Annotated in this window: 16 protein-coding genes; 2 read left to right on the forward strand and 14 right to left on the reverse strand. The window is 67.3% G+C overall.

From position 1 onward, the window contains the following. The first annotated feature begins 226 nt into the window (after positions 1 to 226). Entirely contained in the window at positions 227 to 616 is a 390-nt protein-coding gene (locus tag ABEA93_RS02355) for a hypothetical protein (protein ID WP_345673517.1), read from the forward strand. 77 nt (positions 617 to 693) lie between these two features. On the opposite strand, the gene ABEA93_RS02360 is transcribed toward ABEA93_RS02355, so the two are convergent. The 14 genes from ABEA93_RS02360 to ABEA93_RS02425 form a co-directional block, all read right to left on the reverse strand. After that, positions 694 to 1,695: a thioesterase domain-containing protein gene (locus ABEA93_RS02360; protein ID WP_345673518.1), complete on the reverse strand. Its 1,002-nt coding sequence runs from the start codon at positions 1,693 to 1,695 to the stop codon at positions 694 to 696. Between the two features lie 41 nt (positions 1,696 to 1,736). Next, on the reverse strand, positions 1,737 to 2,705 hold the full coding sequence (locus ABEA93_RS02365; RefSeq protein ID WP_345673519.1) for a beta-ketoacyl synthase N-terminal-like domain-containing protein: 969 nt from the start codon (positions 2,703 to 2,705) through the stop codon (positions 1,737 to 1,739). Further along, the gene (locus ABEA93_RS02370; RefSeq protein ID WP_345673520.1) at positions 2,702 to 3,841 is read right to left on the reverse strand and encodes a beta-ketoacyl synthase N-terminal-like domain-containing protein; all 1,140 of its coding nucleotides are present in this window, start codon (positions 3,839 to 3,841) and stop codon (positions 2,702 to 2,704) included. The genes ABEA93_RS02365 and ABEA93_RS02370 overlap by 4 nt, the downstream gene beginning before the upstream one ends. Then, positions 3,838 to 5,622: an AMP-binding protein gene (locus ABEA93_RS02375; RefSeq protein WP_345673521.1), complete on the reverse strand. Its 1,785-nt coding sequence runs from the start codon at positions 5,620 to 5,622 to the stop codon at positions 3,838 to 3,840. Before ABEA93_RS02375 ends, ABEA93_RS02370 begins: the two co-directional genes overlap by 4 nt. Positions 5,623 to 5,793: 171 nt before the next feature. Further along, the gene (locus ABEA93_RS02380; RefSeq protein WP_345673522.1) at positions 5,794 to 6,615 is read right to left on the reverse strand and encodes a hypothetical protein; all 822 of its coding nucleotides are present in this window, start codon (positions 6,613 to 6,615) and stop codon (positions 5,794 to 5,796) included. A 55-nt stretch (positions 6,616 to 6,670) separates the two neighbouring features. Beyond that, a complete protein-coding gene (locus ABEA93_RS02385; RefSeq protein ID WP_345673523.1) occupies positions 6,671 to 7,387 on the reverse strand; it encodes a uracil-DNA glycosylase family protein in 717 nt (238 codons plus the stop codon). Positions 7,388 to 7,517: 130 nt separating this feature from the next. Then, positions 7,518 to 8,765, reverse strand: a complete 1,248-nt coding sequence (locus ABEA93_RS02390) for a class I SAM-dependent methyltransferase (protein ID WP_345673524.1) — start codon at positions 8,763 to 8,765, stop codon at positions 7,518 to 7,520. A gap of 263 nt (positions 8,766 to 9,028) precedes the next feature. After that, entirely contained in the window at positions 9,029 to 9,592 is a 564-nt protein-coding gene (locus ABEA93_RS02395) for a phytanoyl-CoA dioxygenase family protein (RefSeq protein WP_345673525.1), read from the reverse strand. Then, entirely contained in the window at positions 9,589 to 9,882 is a 294-nt protein-coding gene (locus ABEA93_RS02400; protein WP_345673526.1) for a hypothetical protein, read from the reverse strand. The genes ABEA93_RS02395 and ABEA93_RS02400 overlap by 4 nt, the downstream gene beginning before the upstream one ends. Positions 9,883 to 10,114: 232 nt before the next feature. After that, a complete protein-coding gene (locus ABEA93_RS02405) occupies positions 10,115 to 10,714 on the reverse strand; it encodes a hypothetical protein (RefSeq protein ID WP_345673527.1) in 600 nt (199 codons plus the stop codon). A gap of 522 nt (positions 10,715 to 11,236) precedes the next feature. After that, positions 11,237 to 12,091 (reverse strand): helix-turn-helix domain-containing protein, encoded by an 855-nt coding sequence (locus ABEA93_RS02410; protein ID WP_345673528.1) that lies wholly within the window; start codon positions 12,089 to 12,091, stop codon positions 11,237 to 11,239. An 18-nt stretch (positions 12,092 to 12,109) separates the two neighbouring features. Next, positions 12,110 to 12,613 carry a DUF6879 family protein gene (locus ABEA93_RS02415; RefSeq protein WP_345673529.1) on the reverse strand — a complete coding sequence of 168 codons (504 nt, stop codon included), beginning with the start codon at positions 12,611 to 12,613 and terminating at the stop codon, positions 12,110 to 12,112. A gap of 416 nt (positions 12,614 to 13,029) precedes the next feature. Next, complete coding sequence (locus ABEA93_RS02420) at positions 13,030 to 13,338, reverse strand: hypothetical protein (RefSeq protein WP_345673530.1); 309 nt, start codon at positions 13,336 to 13,338, stop codon at positions 13,030 to 13,032. Between the two features lie 446 nt (positions 13,339 to 13,784). After that, entirely contained in the window at positions 13,785 to 14,291 is a 507-nt protein-coding gene (locus tag ABEA93_RS02425; RefSeq protein ID WP_345673531.1) for an ATP-binding protein, read from the reverse strand. Between the two features lie 216 nt (positions 14,292 to 14,507). Between ABEA93_RS02425 and ABEA93_RS02430 the strand changes: the two genes are divergently transcribed. Next, positions 14,508 to 14,906, forward strand: coding sequence for a helix-turn-helix domain-containing protein (locus tag ABEA93_RS02430; RefSeq protein WP_345673532.1), 399 nt, complete (start codon positions 14,508 to 14,510; stop codon positions 14,904 to 14,906). The last annotated feature ends 112 nt before the right edge of the window (positions 14,907 to 15,018 follow it).

Below are 15,018 nucleotides of genomic sequence, written 5' to 3' on the forward strand. Positions count from 1 at the left end.
ATCGAGACGGTGAACGCGGTAGCCGACACCGGCCTTTGGTGGCGGAGGCACCCCGTTCGGGATTGCGTAGGCGGGACGTGGGGCCGGTCGGCGGGCGCCGCGGCACCAGGTCGAGATCGCATAAAGTGCGGGCGCACGGATGCCTGCGTCGTTCACCGAAGAGGTTCTTGGGCGCCCTCGTTTGTCTGCGCGGGCATCCCTCGGGCCGCACCACCAGGAGGAACCAGTGTCGTCGCCGCACGTGCTCACCCCCGTGGAAATGCTCGCCGAGGCGAAGAAGCAGCTGGGTCTTCCGCACATCGTCGTGATCTGCGGCTCCACTCGTTTCATGGCAGAGATGGCCGAGGTCGAGGTACGGGAGACCGAAGCCGGACGGATTGTGGTGAAGCCGGGTTGCGACCTGAAGTCGCCGCACGCACTGTGGCCCGATCCTGTCGAAGCTGAGGCGCTGAAGGTTCGACTCGACGCCTTGCACCGGTCGAAGATTCTGCTTGCCGATGCGGTGCTCGTCGTCGGCGACTACATCGGTGACAGCACCCGAGACGAAATCGCCTACGCCCGGTCGCTGGGCAAGCCGGTGGAGTTCACGCACCCCGAAGTCGATCCCGATTCCTGAGGACCCGCTCATCAGCCCCTCCGTGGGCACCCCCTGGAATGGATCATCCAGCGGGCGGCGTGGCGGTGAATGCAGACTCAAGCAGCGGAGGCCCGCATCGCGGCCGTGATGGCGGCAGCGAGAGGCCGCCGCTGGTCCATCACGTAGAAGTGGTCGCCCTCGTAGCTCTCGAGCCCGCCAAAGTGCGTGGTGAACGTCTGCCAGGCGAGCAGACGGTCCTCGCCGATCAACTGGTCGCAGCGGCCCGCGAATACCGAGAGCGGAACGGGCAACGGTTCGGGGTCGGGGGGAGGAGCCCAGGTGTCCACGAGTTTGAAGTCGTTGCGGAACACCGGAGCGAACTGGCGCCAGACGGCGTCGTCGTCGAGGAGCTGCGGTGGGCTGCCGCCCACGTTCCGCAGCCAGCCGCGCAGTTCGTCGTCGGACATCAGGTGACGGCGGCTGTCGGCGCCGGCCTCACCTCGCGGGGCGCCGTAGGCGGACACGCCCAGCCAGTCCGGGAGCGGTGCCCTCTGGCGGTGCAGGCGGCGGGTGAGCTGGTAGGCGATGAGTGCGCCCATGCTGTGGCCGAAGAACCCGAAGGGCCGGTCGAGCAAGGGGGCGATGGCGGTGTGGAAGTGGTCGACCAGCCGGTCGCAGTCGTCGATCAGCGGCAGTGTCTGCAGCCGGCCTCGGCCGGGGGCCTCCAGGAGGCACAGTTCCCAGTCCTGGGGGAAGTGGTCCGCCCAGCCGCGGTAGAGCAGGTGCGAGCCGCCGGCGTGGTGGAACAGGAACAGGCGCATCGCCGGGTCGCTCAGTGGCCTCGGGCGGATGACCGGGCCGGCCGACGTGGCGCCGACGACCTTCGAGACGACGAAGGTGTGCAGCTCGGCGAGGGTGGTGGCACCGCCGATGACGATGGTGTTCTCAGGGACACCGAACACGGTCTCCACTCGGGTGGCGATCTCGAGCATCAGCAGCGAGTCGATCTCGAGCTCGTCGGAGAAGTGCGCCTCGTCGGTCACCTCCTCGGGTTCGACCTCCAGGACGCCGGCTATCAGCGCGCGGAGATCCTCCATCTTCACAGGCACTGGGGTCATAGGTGTTCGCCTCGCTCCAACGTGGATGGACGAGTGGTCGGTCAAGGGGTCAGCAGGAGCGCGGCTGTCGCGTCGTGGCGCGGTCCTCCAGCCGTGGCGAGCACGTTCCCGGTGGCGTCGCTGTCCAGATGGGCGGCCGCGGCAGCGCACTGCAGGACGCCCAGTGCCCCGGAGAGCGGCCCCAGTTGGGCTTCCAGATCGATCCGGCGCGTGACTGCGAGCAACTGGCCCGATTCGGCATCCTGCTCGCCCGCGAGCCACAGTCCGACGGACCTCTCCTCGGTCACGCCGACGGCGGTCATCGCCGCGGCGAGGTCCCCCGCCCGTGCGTGCCCGGCGACCGTGGCGCGCGGCTGTATGCCCCGGGCAGCGGCTGCGTCGGCCGGTTCGAGGACGACCGCGGCCGCCGCGTCGATGGACGGCGCGCAGAGCAACCTCATCGCCACCTCCTTGGCCGGTTCGACGCCGACGACAACGGCTGCTTCGGCGCGCCCGGCCACGATGAGGTTCCGGGCCCAGGCGAGGGCGTCCAGACCGCTCGTGACGCCATTGCAGACGGTGAGGTTGGGGCCGCGCAGCCCGAAGCGGATGGCCACCCACGCGGCGATGACACTGCTGGACGTCTCCGGCAGGCCCAGCGGGCTGAGGCCCCTTGTGCCTTCCCGGGCAATGGTGTCGGCGGCCGCGCAGACGGCGTCCACGTTGCCCAGATTGGTGCTGACAACGACGGCGGTCGCATCAGCCATGCCCGTGAACGTCGCCTCAGCGTCGGTCAGTCCCGCGTTGCGGAGTGCGAACTCGGCGGCGCGCAGAGCGAGCCGGGACGCGCGGTCCTTGTGGCGCATCTCGTATCCGCGGAGCTCGGATGCCGGGTCGAGGCCGCCCTCAACCGGCAGCGGTCCGAGGAGGTCGCGGTACGTCGCCACACCGGGGAGCGCCAGTCCGATGCCCGTGACGACGACCTCCCGGGTGCGCGGGTGACTCATCCGTGCGGTAGTCGTCTCGGTCATCGGGCGGCCTCCACGATCGTGACCGCGTTGATCCCACCGAAGCCGAACGCGTCGATCTGAGCGACGTTCAGGTGGTCGCCAACTGCAGGGGTGCCCTGCACCAGGCCCAGTCCCACGGCCTCGGGGATCGGGTCGGTGAGTCCCAGAACCGGGGGCACCGTCCCTTCCTTCATGGCGAGGACCGCCATCAGCAGGCTGAGGAGTCCTGAACCGCCCAGGGTATGGCCGGTCATCGCCTTGATGGCGGTCATCCGCGGACCGGGTTCGGCGCCGTGGAAGACGCGGCTCAGGACGGTCGACTCCGTGACGTCGTTGCGGGGGGTTCCGGTGCCGTGCAGCATCACCAAGTCGATGTCCTGCGCCCGCACCCCTGCTCTGCGGTGGGCGTCCTGCATTGCTCGGGTGATGCCGTCGGGATCGGGCGCGGTGGCGTGGCGGGCGTCGCAGTTAATGGACACACCGCGCACCCGGGCGTGCACGGGCCCGTTCCCGGTGCCGGCGCGCTGGACGACGACCGCGGCTGCGCCCTCACCCATCAACATGCCCTTGTGCGAGGTGTCGAAGGGGCGCAGCGCGTCGGGGATGTCGTTCTGTACGCGGTCGAGCGTGCCGAAGCCGCTCTCGGTGGCGGCGTCGGTGCCAGCGACGACGACCGTGTCGGCCATGCCGAGTTCGATCATGTCGGTGGCCATGCCGAGCGCGTACAGGGTGGCCGAGCAGGCGTTGGCGAAGGTGTACGTGGTGGACGCGCCGAAGGTCGCCTTCAGGGCGGTCCCGAAGTGCAGGTCTGCGAGGGCGACGTCCGCGTGGTCGCGCCACCACAGTTCGAGGCTGCGCTGCTCGCGCATGGTGGTCCCGACCAGCACGGGCACCTGCGACAGGTCCTCGCCCAGGCCCGCGTTGGCGACGGCCTGGCGAACCACGGTGGTCAGCCAGCCGGTGGCGCGCCTCGGGATATCGTCGCCGCCCTCGGGTCGGTCGTCGATCTCGTAGGCGTACGCCGCCCGGTACTTGCCCGCGTCGAACACCTGCAGAGGCCTGCGGCTCTCCTGGCCCGCGCACAACGCGGCGAAGATCTCTCGGGGGCTGGCACCGATGTTGGCCACGGCGGCCATGCCCGTGATGTCCCAGGTCACCGTTGCGCCGCCTTCCTCAGCTCGAAGGCGGCCAGCTTGCCTGTGGACGTGGTCGGGAGCTCGTCGAGGAACTCCAGACGGGCGGGCCGCTTGTAGACGGCGAGACCGCCACGGATCGCGGCCATCACGGTACGCCGCACCACGGCCGCGTCGAGTCCCGGCGCGGCCACCAGATACGCCACGGCCTCCTCCAGGCCGTCGGCATCGCGGCTGCCGACCACGACGCAGTCCTGGACCCCGTCGGCGCCGCGGATGACGCTCTCGATCTCCCGCGGATAGACCTTGTAGCCGCCCAGGTTGAGCAGGTCGTCGATGCGGCACAGATGAGTGAACGTGCCGTCCGGCGCACGGCGCACCACGTCGCCGGTGTAGGCGCCGCCGTCGGCGAAGGTGGCCGCTGCGGCCCCCGGGCGGCCGATGTAGCCGAGGGCGACGGTCGGGCCGGCGATGTGCAGCCGCCCCTCCTCCCCGTCTGCGACCGGGGTGCCGTCCACCGTGCGGACGGTGGCGGTGATCCCGGGCACCGGGACGCCGAAGGTGCCCGGACGCCCGTTCGTCGGCGGTGTGCCGACGACGGTGTAGAGCACCTCGGTGGCGCCGAGGCCGTTGAACAGGTCGGCCTGGAAGGCGGTGCGGATCCGCTCGCTGAGTGGGGCGGGCAGGTTCTCGCCCGCCGACACGCACAGCCGCACGGAGTCGTAGGCGGGCGCCGCCGTTCCGGAGGTGTTCAGCAGCGCGGCGTACAGCCGCGGGACGGAGAACAGCACCGTGGGCCGGTGGCGCTGCAGTGCGGCGGTGAGTGCGTGGACGTCGACCGTGCCGCGGATGAGTGCAACGCGGGAGCCGGCTGCCAGCGGGCACAGGACGGAATTGCCGAAGCCGTAGCCGAAGGACATCCGGGCGGTCGACAGGACGGTGTCTTCGGGGGTCAGCGCCAGTACGGTGCCGATGCCGTCGGTCATCGCCGCGATCGCACCGGCCGAGTGCCGGACTCCCTTGGGCATGCCGGTACTTCCCGAGGTGTACTGCACGAGCGCCTCACGCCCCGCGCTCCACGCGGTCGGGGGCCCGGCATCCACCGGGTGGTGTGCGGGGCCGGGCTCGGCCGTTGCCAGAGCGGCGCGGACGTCAGCGCCGGCGAGCCGGGTTGTCGCCTCGAACAGCTGCTCCAGGGCACTTTGCCGCGTGGGGACTGCGTCGAGGTGCACCACCGCGGCGGCGCAGTCGTCGGCGATGTATCGGACTTCGTCGTCCGTGAGCATCGGGCTGATCACCACGGGGACGCAGCCGTGCCACCACAGGCCGAGGACAGCGACGACGGTCGCCACAGAGTCGTCGGCGACCAGGAGGCCGCGGGCGCCCTCGGGCACGGCTGCTGCCTGGAGGGCGCCCGCGTACCCGCGTGCCGCCTCCAGGAGGCCCGCGTAGGTGATCTCCCCGGCTTCGGGGTCGAGGTAGCTGACCCGATCACCCTGGCCGGCGCGGACATGACCCGCCACCAGGCAGTCGACCAGGTCGACCCCGCCCATGCTTGCCGCCCGCTTGCCGAGCACGGACGCCGCGGCGTCCACGCTGGTCAGGGCTGCCGCTTCCTCGGGCGTCAGAGCACCGAACTCGCGCTCGATCGCGACCGCGACCGCGACCTTCTCCAGTGAGCTCATGCTGAGGTCCTCGTAGAACAGGGCGCCGGACTCGATGTCGTGCTTCCCGACTTCGAGGACGGACGCCACGATCTCTCGCAGCCTGTTGTGCGCCGTCTCGCTGGGTTCTGCATCATGCACGGCGGGTCCTTTCCGTATCTGCGTAGCCGAAAGGTGAGATCCGGTGGGAAAGAGTGCGAGGGCGAGCCGGAGACCTGCCCGGGGGGCCTTGTGCCGTCCGCCGGGCCGCAGCTTTGTTGCGGTCGGGGATTCAAGAACGGGATGCGGTGCCGGAGCACTCGGCGGACGTACTCAGGTCTCCAGGCCGACCTCGCAGGGGAATCGGACGGAAACGCCCCTAGGCTCCTCCGTGAAGACAACCCGCGACGAGATCGCGGCCAGGAAGCCGAGCTCGAACATGGTGCCTTGCCCGACGAGCCCACCGGGGTTGCAGACGACGACAGCGTCGGCCTGCCTGAACGCGTCCATGTGCATGTACTTGTGCCGCCACGTGTCGCGGTCGTTCTTCAGGGGGGCCTGGTAGTCGAAGAGGATGAAGTCGGTGCCTATGGTCTCCGGCTTGATCCTGGTGCTGGGCGGGCTCAGCACCACGGTGCCGCTCTCCCGCAGACGGGCTATGGTGGCCTCGATGTATGGCAGGGACTGCTGGAAGCTGCCGCAGACGACAGCGTTCCGGAACTCCCGCCGGACCAGACCTTCCACCATGTCGTTCGATCCGTCGGCGGACATGCCGGTCTCCAGGTAGAACTGCTCCAGCTCGGGCCTGACGATGTTGAAGCAGAGGCCGGTGTCGACGTAGACGCTGTTGACCAGTGCGGCCGCCTCCGGCCGAGGGAGCTGCTGAAAAACCCCGGTGGCGTACAGGCGTGTCGTCTTGTTGTCGACGATCTCGCTGAACGCCGCGAGACCTGTGCAGAACTCGCCGACTTTGTCCGCCAGCGCCGTGTGGGGGAGGTTGTCTTCGAGTGTGAGCCGCTCAGTTTCGAGGAGTTTCAACTCGCCGCCCTCGGAGCGGTAGACGCTGACGCGTGCCGAGCCGAAGTGGACCAGGACCCTGCTTTCTGTCGCCAATGTATTGCTCTCCCTTTTCTCGTTCCAGCGCGTCGGGATCACACGGTATTCTTCGAACCGGCTGCGAAGCCGGCACACATTTCGAAGGACGCGGCGACTAGTCGCCCTGTTCGCCGAAGGCGCTGAGGTATTTGTTGACGAATTCCTCTTTTCTGTCTCCGTTGTATTGAGTGATATAGCGCGGGTGCTCCAGGGGCACGATCTTCTCGAAGAAGCCCTCTTCTTCGTTGACCGTGGAGAGGAATGTGAAGTTCTCGCCACTGCCGATGCAGCAGCACGCCGAGGTGTCGATTCCGAATGACAATTGGCGTTTCAGGCTGTCCACGAGGAAAGAGCGCAGGGCCTTCAGCAGCGTCTTGTTCTCGTAGTAGTTGCAGTTGACCTCGTTTCCCTTGGGGCCCGTTCTCACCAGCCCCAAGGGACAGACGAAACTCATGACGAAGTCGGCATAGAACTTGTCGCGGCCCCCGTAGAGACTGATGACGTCGTGCAGGAACCCGGCGGAAGGCCGGCTCACCGCATACCCGTCGACATCGACTCCCGTTACGCTTTCGAGGAAGCTGGCATCCTCGAACGGGACCCCGGTCACGGCCGTGCCGCGGCGGGCGGGCGAGCTCCCCAGGACCAGGCGGCGCGGCCTGTCGTCGGCGTAGTACTTGCGATAGAACGCCGTCGTCACCTCGCGGACACGGTCCGTCAGGGGACCGCTGAACGGATTGATCACCGTGAATCCGGCAGGCAGTTCGAGCGTCGTTTCCGCAAGTTCCGCGTTGAACTGCAGGATCCGATCGGCAACAGTGGTTTGCCCGGGCATTTCAGAAATCCTTCCTTCGCGCTGGTCGCTCTGGACAGTCCCGCCGAACCGGGCCCGTCTACGATTCAGCCTCGGCGAATACCTGACGGGTCGTCGCGAACGTGGCCAGCCGGAGGGGGTGGTGGAAACATCAGGGGGTGACTGCCGACAGGTAGATCTCGGTACGTGTCGGGAACATCCTGATGTCTTTGAACCCGGCACGATCGAGCTCCTCGCCGATCAGCTTGGCTGTGTCCATCCCGCGATAGAGATCGACGAAATCGGTTCCGGGAATGATCAATCCCGGGACGACGCTGCCCCGCTGAGGATATAGAAATCCGTTGGCCACGGAGACGATTATCGCCGCGCCGGGTTTCAGGACTCTGTGCGCCTCCGAGACCGCTGCGGACGTGTCGAAGAACGACGAGTTGTACGTCCTCAGGGAGACATAGAGATCGAAACTTCTTTCGGGCAGGGCGGACAGGTCTTCGGCGCTGGAGACGACTGTTCTCGCCGAGGGAATGAGTCCGCTTATGTTCGCAAGGCCACGTTCCGCGATGTCGACGAAGGTGATCTTCGGGCAATCCGAAAACAAGACCACCGCCTCGCGGCCGGCACCGACGCCGACGTTGAGGATGTCGCTGGTGGACAGGCGCCTTGCGGACGACTTCCGGTAGACCGACCTGAAGTCGTCAACCCACCCCGCGTCGGCGGTACGCGCGTCAAACGCGTAGTCATAGCTGCCGTACTTCGCGTCAAACGCTTCCGACAGCGCGTCGTTCACAGCGCGATCGGCCTCTGTGTGTTCGATCCCATACCGCTGGGAGAGCAATGAAGCGAGTGCAGTCCTCCCCCTGTTCGCATTGACGTCGCTCCTGGAAAGCACGAACCCACTCGACCTCAGCCCGGTCGATACGGCATCACTGATGCGATGCGCGGAGTAGTGGGGGTTGCAGTCGATACTCTGCTCGCTCGCTGCGTAGAGGTCTCGGTTCTGCTCGAGGATCTCGCGCTGCAGATCGTCGGGAAAGCGGTGTACACGACCTCGTGCGATGACTGGATCGTCATCGAGGTAGCTCGTCAGGGCGGGGTCCGGCAAACCGACGTAAACCCTGCCGATGCGCACCTCCTTCAACAGATCGGAGAGCTCGAACGACTGGTCTGCCGCAAGGGTGTTGATCGTCAGATAGGCGCTGTGTGCGCGGGATATTCCGAGTTCTTTGATCCTGGTCCGCAGAGTGCGATGCCAGGATTCGCCGCGGACTTCGCCCTCGAAGGCGGAGCAAATCAGCTCGTCCGGTTCGGAAACGAGCGCAACTCCGACCCGCCGACCTGTTCGCGGGGCCCTGTGTGCGATGCCAACGGCGAAGCTCATCCAATGGGTGCTGTTCGGGCTCATCTGGGCCTCCATTTCTCATAGGCACGCGCGAGGGGTGTCATCGCTCTTCGGGGATGCGGGCAGGGTTGGCTTGGTCCAGGGATCCATGGCACGGACGCCGCAGCACTTGAGCGGAGCTGGCGGGAGCTCTCCCAGCTCGGCAGCTCGACGTTTTGCTCGGCAACGGGGCCAGCCGCGCGACAACTTGCCCTAGGACGGTCGGCACCGGCGTGGAGCGGCGGTCGCGCCGGCGGGGGTGGTGGCCACCTGTTCCCTTGCGGGTGTCACGGGGTGGGCACGTAGACGGCCGTCAGCGCAATCTGCGGAAGGCTGCCGAAGTAGTTCGCACTCCATGCGTGGGTAAGCCGCGGGTCCATGAGGACCGCATTTCCGGGGTCGGCGTACAGAACCCGTGGAGCGCAGGCGGGGCAACCGGTGCCGCCTAGATGGCTGCCGTCGGCGACCGCAATGCCGCCGAGTGAGGGCGCTGCGCTGGTGAGGGCGAGCCAGGCGACCACGGAGCCCGGCGGCGCGTCGAAGCCGTATCCCACGGGCGGGTCCAAGGTCCTTGGTGCGCTGACGACCAGCCTCGTGCGTATCGCGGTGAAGGCCGGCCCGATCACCTCCGTGACCGCTGCGCGCAGTTGGCTGGCGTTGATAGCCGCGCGGGCCCAGCCTTGATCGGGTCTCGTGTGCGGGTCGTGGTGAACGCGGTGGTTCGGGCCGTACGCGTGCATGGCTCGACCGGCCAGACGTGCTGCTTCGTCGAGCGTCGCCCACGTAACGTTGGGGCCGAAGCCGGAGACGCCGAAGAGGCCCGGGGCGGTGTCCAATTCCAAAAGGGTCACGTGCCGGTCCTTTCTGGCGCCGCGGGGCGGCGCGCCGTGTGGAGGAACATGGCTGCGTTGACGTGGCCCGGGGCAGGCCAGGGCTCCAGCGGACTGTCGCGGGGATGCACGACCTGGGCCTCGTCCGTGGCGATCAGCCAACCGACGTGCGCCACGCGGTCCAGATGCCGCAGCACGACCTGGAGTTGATGCATCCGACTCATCGACAGGCAGCGGAAGCGGCCCTTCCATCGCATAAGCAGGTGCTTGTCACGCGTCGGATGCGTATAGAGCTGCGGCTTGTACTGCACGAAATCCCCCGAACGGAAGTGGTCTACGACAGTGCGGTGGTGATCTCTGCGGCGTTCCGGCACGCGTGCCACGGGGGGAGCCCGCGATGCCGGGACGCCGCTTGGCGCTCCCCACACGCAGCCGGCTCGGCACGAGTTGCCGGTGTGGGGAGGTCTGGGGCGCGCGGCCTTCTGACAGACAGGGTGTCGGCCGGGAGGCCGCGCGAGCGAGTGGCGGCGCTGGATACCGGGGTCAGGCTCCGGCGTAGGCGTGCTCTTCGGCCGGGCCGGCGACCGAGTGTTCGTCGGGTCCCGACAAGAGCGTGTGTGCGACCGTGACAGCGAGGGTTCTGCGTTCGGTCTCCGACAGGTCGTTCCGCAAACTCCGGCAGAGCTTGTTCAGCAACGCCATTCGCGACGACGTGTCTGTGTTCGCTCGGCGGCCGAGGCCTACCGCCGTCTCTGTCACGGGTGCTTCCCCCCGCAGCTCGACAAGATCGCTGGGGTCGGGAGCATCGCTGTATACGTCCCCCAAAGCGGCGTCCATGAGCTGTTCCAACTCTGCTTCGGGCACCCCGTACTCGTTGACGAGGATGTTCTGCATCGACGCCGTCAGGTTTCCGAGTTGCGTGGAAGACCGCTCAAAGTCGACCGCGGCCTCGAACAGCGCTGTTGCCCCGGTGAACGTTCGCGAGACGACCGTCATACGCCCCGGCGCGACGAGTTGACGGACCAGGAGCACGGTCTCGTTGGTGGTTCTGTCGTGCGACAGCCGATACGGCTGGTCCTCGGGCAGTTGCGTTGCCACGGTGTGGATCCGCCCGTCGGGCAGGAAAAGCCGCTGATTGCTCATGAGCCCGTGTTCCCCCAGCTATCAGGCGCAGGGCGAAGTCTGCGTGCCGACGCCGCCAACACGCCATCCGCTTGCGAACGATTGATCGGGTGTATCTCGGGATACGCCCTGGTCAGGTTTCCGCCGGCCCGGCGGTGCCGTTGCCGACAAGGCAATCACCGTGCGCAGGCACGCCGCTACAGAGTCAGGGCAGGCACAGCAAACGCGTCGATCTACGCGCAGGCCGCGCGTCGAACAACGCGCGGTCAGCGCAGATTACTGTCGACGCGGTGACGGTCGGCAGCGCGGACAGCCACGGTCCGGCCGTTGCTGCGCCGGTGCGTGTTCCGGGGGCGCGTTTGGGTCCAGGGCTGCGCCGGGCGACGTGGTGCCGTCCGGGTGCACCGGGTAAACGTGGCACCGCAGTCCGTGCGATGACGGCCAGGTGTGGCGCGTAGCCTTGCCGCGCTCGCTGTCTGCCATACGACCAGCGTGGCGGGGTGGCCAGCAGTACTCCACAATCTTCTACGGTCTTGCACGGATTCACCCGGTGAGGGCTTCGAGCGCTTCGGTGATTCGTGCACGGGCCTGTTCGCCGAACAAGGCTTTGTGAAGGACGGCATCGAACATGTCGGCGTAGGCGCGCAGTTCCGTCGGCGCGGTGACGGTGATCTCGGCACCGAGCAACTCAACGTGGGCGCTGGTGTTGTCGTACATGGTGAACGTTTCGACGATCCAGGTCCCCGAGCGGTCGGCGGTGAACGGGACGATCCCGATCGACAGCGAGGGCAGGCCGGCTGCGGCGATGAGGTAGCCGAGCTGGGCTTCCATCGTGGCGGCGTCACCCATCCGGTTGCGAAGGACGCCCTCTTCGATGAGGAACACACCCCGCCGTGAGCCTTCGCGGATGATCCGCGAGCGCTCCACCCGGGCCGCTGCTGCCGCCTTGGTGTCGGTGCGCAGACCGCGAAAGGTCGCGATCGAGGTCAGCAGCGCTTCCGCGTAGTCGCGGGTCTGGAGGAAACCGGGCACCAGGGTGGAGGAGTACTGCCGGAACAGTTGAGTGCGTGTGTACAGGGGCACGTAGGACCGCTGGATGCTCACGAGTCCGGCCCGTTCTCGCTGCCTCCACTGCACGTACATCGACTCGGCGGCGAGTGCTTGAGCGATGAGGTCCTCGGCCTGGTCCGCGGCCCCGCAAATCTCGCACCACAGCCGTATGTCCGTGGGGCTAGGCAACGTGGTGCCGGTGACGATGCGGCTGGTCTTGGACTCGTGCCAGCCGGCGGCCCTGGCCAGGTGTACGCCTTTGAGGCCAGCGTCGCTCATGATCTGCGCGAGCCGGGTGGCCAGCGCCTCGCGGGCCTGTTGCGCACTGGTAGACGGTGAACGGGGCATCGAATGCGGGACGCAGAGTCAGATCACGAAGTCCTGGTGGGGCACACCGCGTTTCCACGCCGAATCGAACGAGTCGACCAGCCGCGCGGCCAGCCCCGGATCCTCGACGTCGTCGAACCGGAGGAACCGGTCGTCACCGTTGAAGATGTTCCATCTCACCAGCGACCGGTCGAAGACCCACAGATCGGTGATCGGTAGGTGCACGTCGGGTGCGGCGGCCCGATCCAGCCATCGGACCTCTTCCCCTGACCGGACGGTGGCCGGTGTGCCGGCGTGCTCGTACCGGATGTACTCCGAGGCCGGCATCGAGACCACGCGCAAGCGGCGTACCTGGACGCCCCGTGCGGTCGCCGCGGCCACGGTGGAGCAGAAGCTGCTCCAACGCCCCGCATGCGTTGCTGCGGTCAGGCGTCCGGCGAGCCAGTCGGCGAAGTATTCGTCGTCGACGTCGTACCGGTCGCGTAGTTCGAGGTGGACCGCTTCGAACTCGCAGCCCTCGAACAACTCATCCCACGTCCGCACGGTCGGCAAGGTCGCACGCCCTTCTGATCGCATCCGCCATATGACGAGGTAGATGCACCACCGATTCACCGGTGGGAACCGGTCCTCGGGCCGTGCACGCCGCCAGCATCTCCGGCGTAGCGTCGAAGCCTTGGAAGACGAAGTTCCCCGTGTCCCCGTCGACCCAGACCGTCGGGCAAGTCCCGCCCTCGCTCTTTTCGTCGACAGCCACGAACACTAGATCCATGCGATCCCCCGATCGATGATCTTGCGCAACCTTCTACAACGATCCCTCTCCTGGGGGACCGCTGGCCAATCCTTCGAGCGGCAATCGTAAGACGTCGCGAGACACGGCCAACAGTTCCACATGACAACGAAGCCCAGCCTCGAACGCACACGCCCGCTGCCGGGCTGACGTATTGATCCTGCACCCGGGGTCAGAGACGGTTCAGGCCGTCGCGAAGCTTGAGGAGGACCAGCGTGTCGGCTCCGGCTTCGCCGTACTCGATCCGGCGACGGGCCTCGGCCATGGCCGCCTCGCCGAGCGCGTCCTTGATTCTCAGGGCAAGCACGGCGGCTTCGATTGGGCTCGTCCGAAGGCTGAGCGGCCCGGTGATCACGGCGTCCGGCGTCAACACGCGCACTGCCGGGAAACCCAGTTCCACGCACCGATTGGGATATGGCTGATCAGCCAGTTCGCCAGGATCGTGGGTGGTGACACCAGCGCCCGCCTGGTTCTCGGTCACGTTGCACCGCCGGCTACTTCGCCGCGGTTCGTGGCGCGGGGACGGGCCGGGCGCGAGGCGAACGATTCATACGCCGGCGTTTGGGCCGGGTGGGTCATCTGGTCCCTCCCTGGGCAAGTCCTGACGTACGGGAACGGAGCCAGTGCAGACGCGACGTCAGGGCGAGTAGCAGCAACAGTCGGTGCCGAGCGGGGCGCCTCGGCGGCGGACCCTGGCGGTGGTCCACAACGCCGAGGCGCCCGTGCCCGTCCTCTGCCGGGGTAGGAGCGCGGACGGCAGAGGGCGCTTCGGTTGCCGCGACTGCTATCAGCAGCCGCGGTCGAACAGGTACAGGTAGGTCGGCGGCCCCAGGAGCATCGCCGCAAATACGAGGTGACGAACGACCCCCCACCCGCAGCTCAACCCTTGGACGGATCTAATGCCGCGGCGGCGCGGACTCCTGCGCACTACTTGGACGTTCGGTCGAACCGGGCCGACACAGCCTTGCGTCCCCGGCGTGAGTCGAGATGCACCTCGACATGGTCCGCGACTGCGCGCGTCAGCAGCAGGCCACGGCCCGTCTCGACGTCTTCGCCAGCTTCCGTCAGATTATCGAGATCCGGGACGGTGAGGACATCCGGATCGGACACTTCCACGATCAGACAGGACGCGTTGACCCGAACAGTCAGTCCGATGCGACGCCCGAATGGAGTGCCGAACTTCACGGCGTTCGTGAGCAGTTCGGACGCCACGAGGACCGGGTCAAGATGGTCGAACCCGTGCTCTCGGCAGATCTGCTCAACCTCACGTCGGCCGTCCGCGATCCGCGCCGCGTGCGGTGCGTAGGTGAAGTCGAACGTCGCGTCGATGACCGCGGCAGCCGGTCGGCCGATCGCCTCCCGTTGCCCTGCTCGGCCACCGGATCCCGTGGAACACCGCGGCGTGCCAGTGGCGCGAATCCGACCGGTGGTCACAGCGGGTCCGGGCGCTACCAACGCCCCTACGTCGGTGTCCAGTTCACGAGGCACAGGGACCACACCCTTCGGATGAGTGATTTCCAGTAATCAGGCAACCACTGAACGGCTACGTTGGTCATGGGTCGCCGCCACGCACCTGAAATGCGTAGACAGACGCGCCGTTCCCGCGTAGACCAACGCGGCTACGGTGCGCGGACCGCCCGGGAGGGTTCAGTGCCACCGCGCAAGCAGCAGTCATCACCACAGGACCACACTGCGCGCCTCGCGCACTTGGCGGCTGAAATCAAGTTCCGGCGCGAGAAGGCCGGACTCTCGCGCGAGCGATTCGGCAAGCTCGCTTCCGTCGGAGCGACGACCATCGCGTCGTACGAGACGGGCCATCGCCCACTCAACGCACAGTTCGTGCTGCGGGCGGACGAAATCCTCGACGCCGAAGGGGCTTTGACGCGCGAGTGGGAGCGGCTTGCTGCCGACGAACACCCTGCTGACACAGAGTTCTCGTGGTTCATTGAGTTGGAGAAGCAGTCAACCGCCATCCGTGCGTTCGAGAACGCGTTCGTCCCCGGGCTCCTGCAAACCGAGGCATACGCGCGAGGCGGTCATGTCCCTTGAGGTGGTGTAGCTGATCAGTCGGTGGTGCCGGTGGTGAGGGCTGCAGTGTCGGGATAGAGGCTGTTCATGCTGTCGCTGGAGAGGTAGCGGCGGGGGAAGGCGATCCATTCAT

The sequence above is a fragment of the Yinghuangia aomiensis genome, from assembly GCF_039542225.1.
GTDB lineage: Bacteria > Actinomycetota > Actinomycetes > Streptomycetales > Streptomycetaceae > Yinghuangia > Yinghuangia aomiensis.

Coding starts and splice junctions, on each gene's coding strand:
- ABEA93_RS02360 (WP_345673518.1), bottom strand. CDS start 1,695: ATGACCCCAGTGCCTGTGAAGATGGAGGATCTCCGCGCGCTGATAGCC.
- ABEA93_RS02365 (WP_345673519.1), bottom strand. CDS start 2,705: ATGACCGAGACGACTACCGCACGGATGAGTCACCCGCGCACCCGGGAG.
- ABEA93_RS02385 (WP_345673523.1), bottom strand. CDS start 7,387: ATGCCCGGGCAAACCACTGTTGCCGATCGGATCCTGCAGTTCAACGCG.
- ABEA93_RS02390 (WP_345673524.1), bottom strand. CDS start 8,765: ATGAGCCCGAACAGCACCCATTGGATGAGCTTCGCCGTTGGCATCGCA.
- ABEA93_RS02405 (WP_345673527.1), bottom strand. CDS start 10,714: ATGAGCAATCAGCGGCTTTTCCTGCCCGACGGGCGGATCCACACCGTG.
- ABEA93_RS02410 (WP_345673528.1), bottom strand. CDS start 12,091: ATGCCCCGTTCACCGTCTACCAGTGCGCAACAGGCCCGCGAGGCGCTG.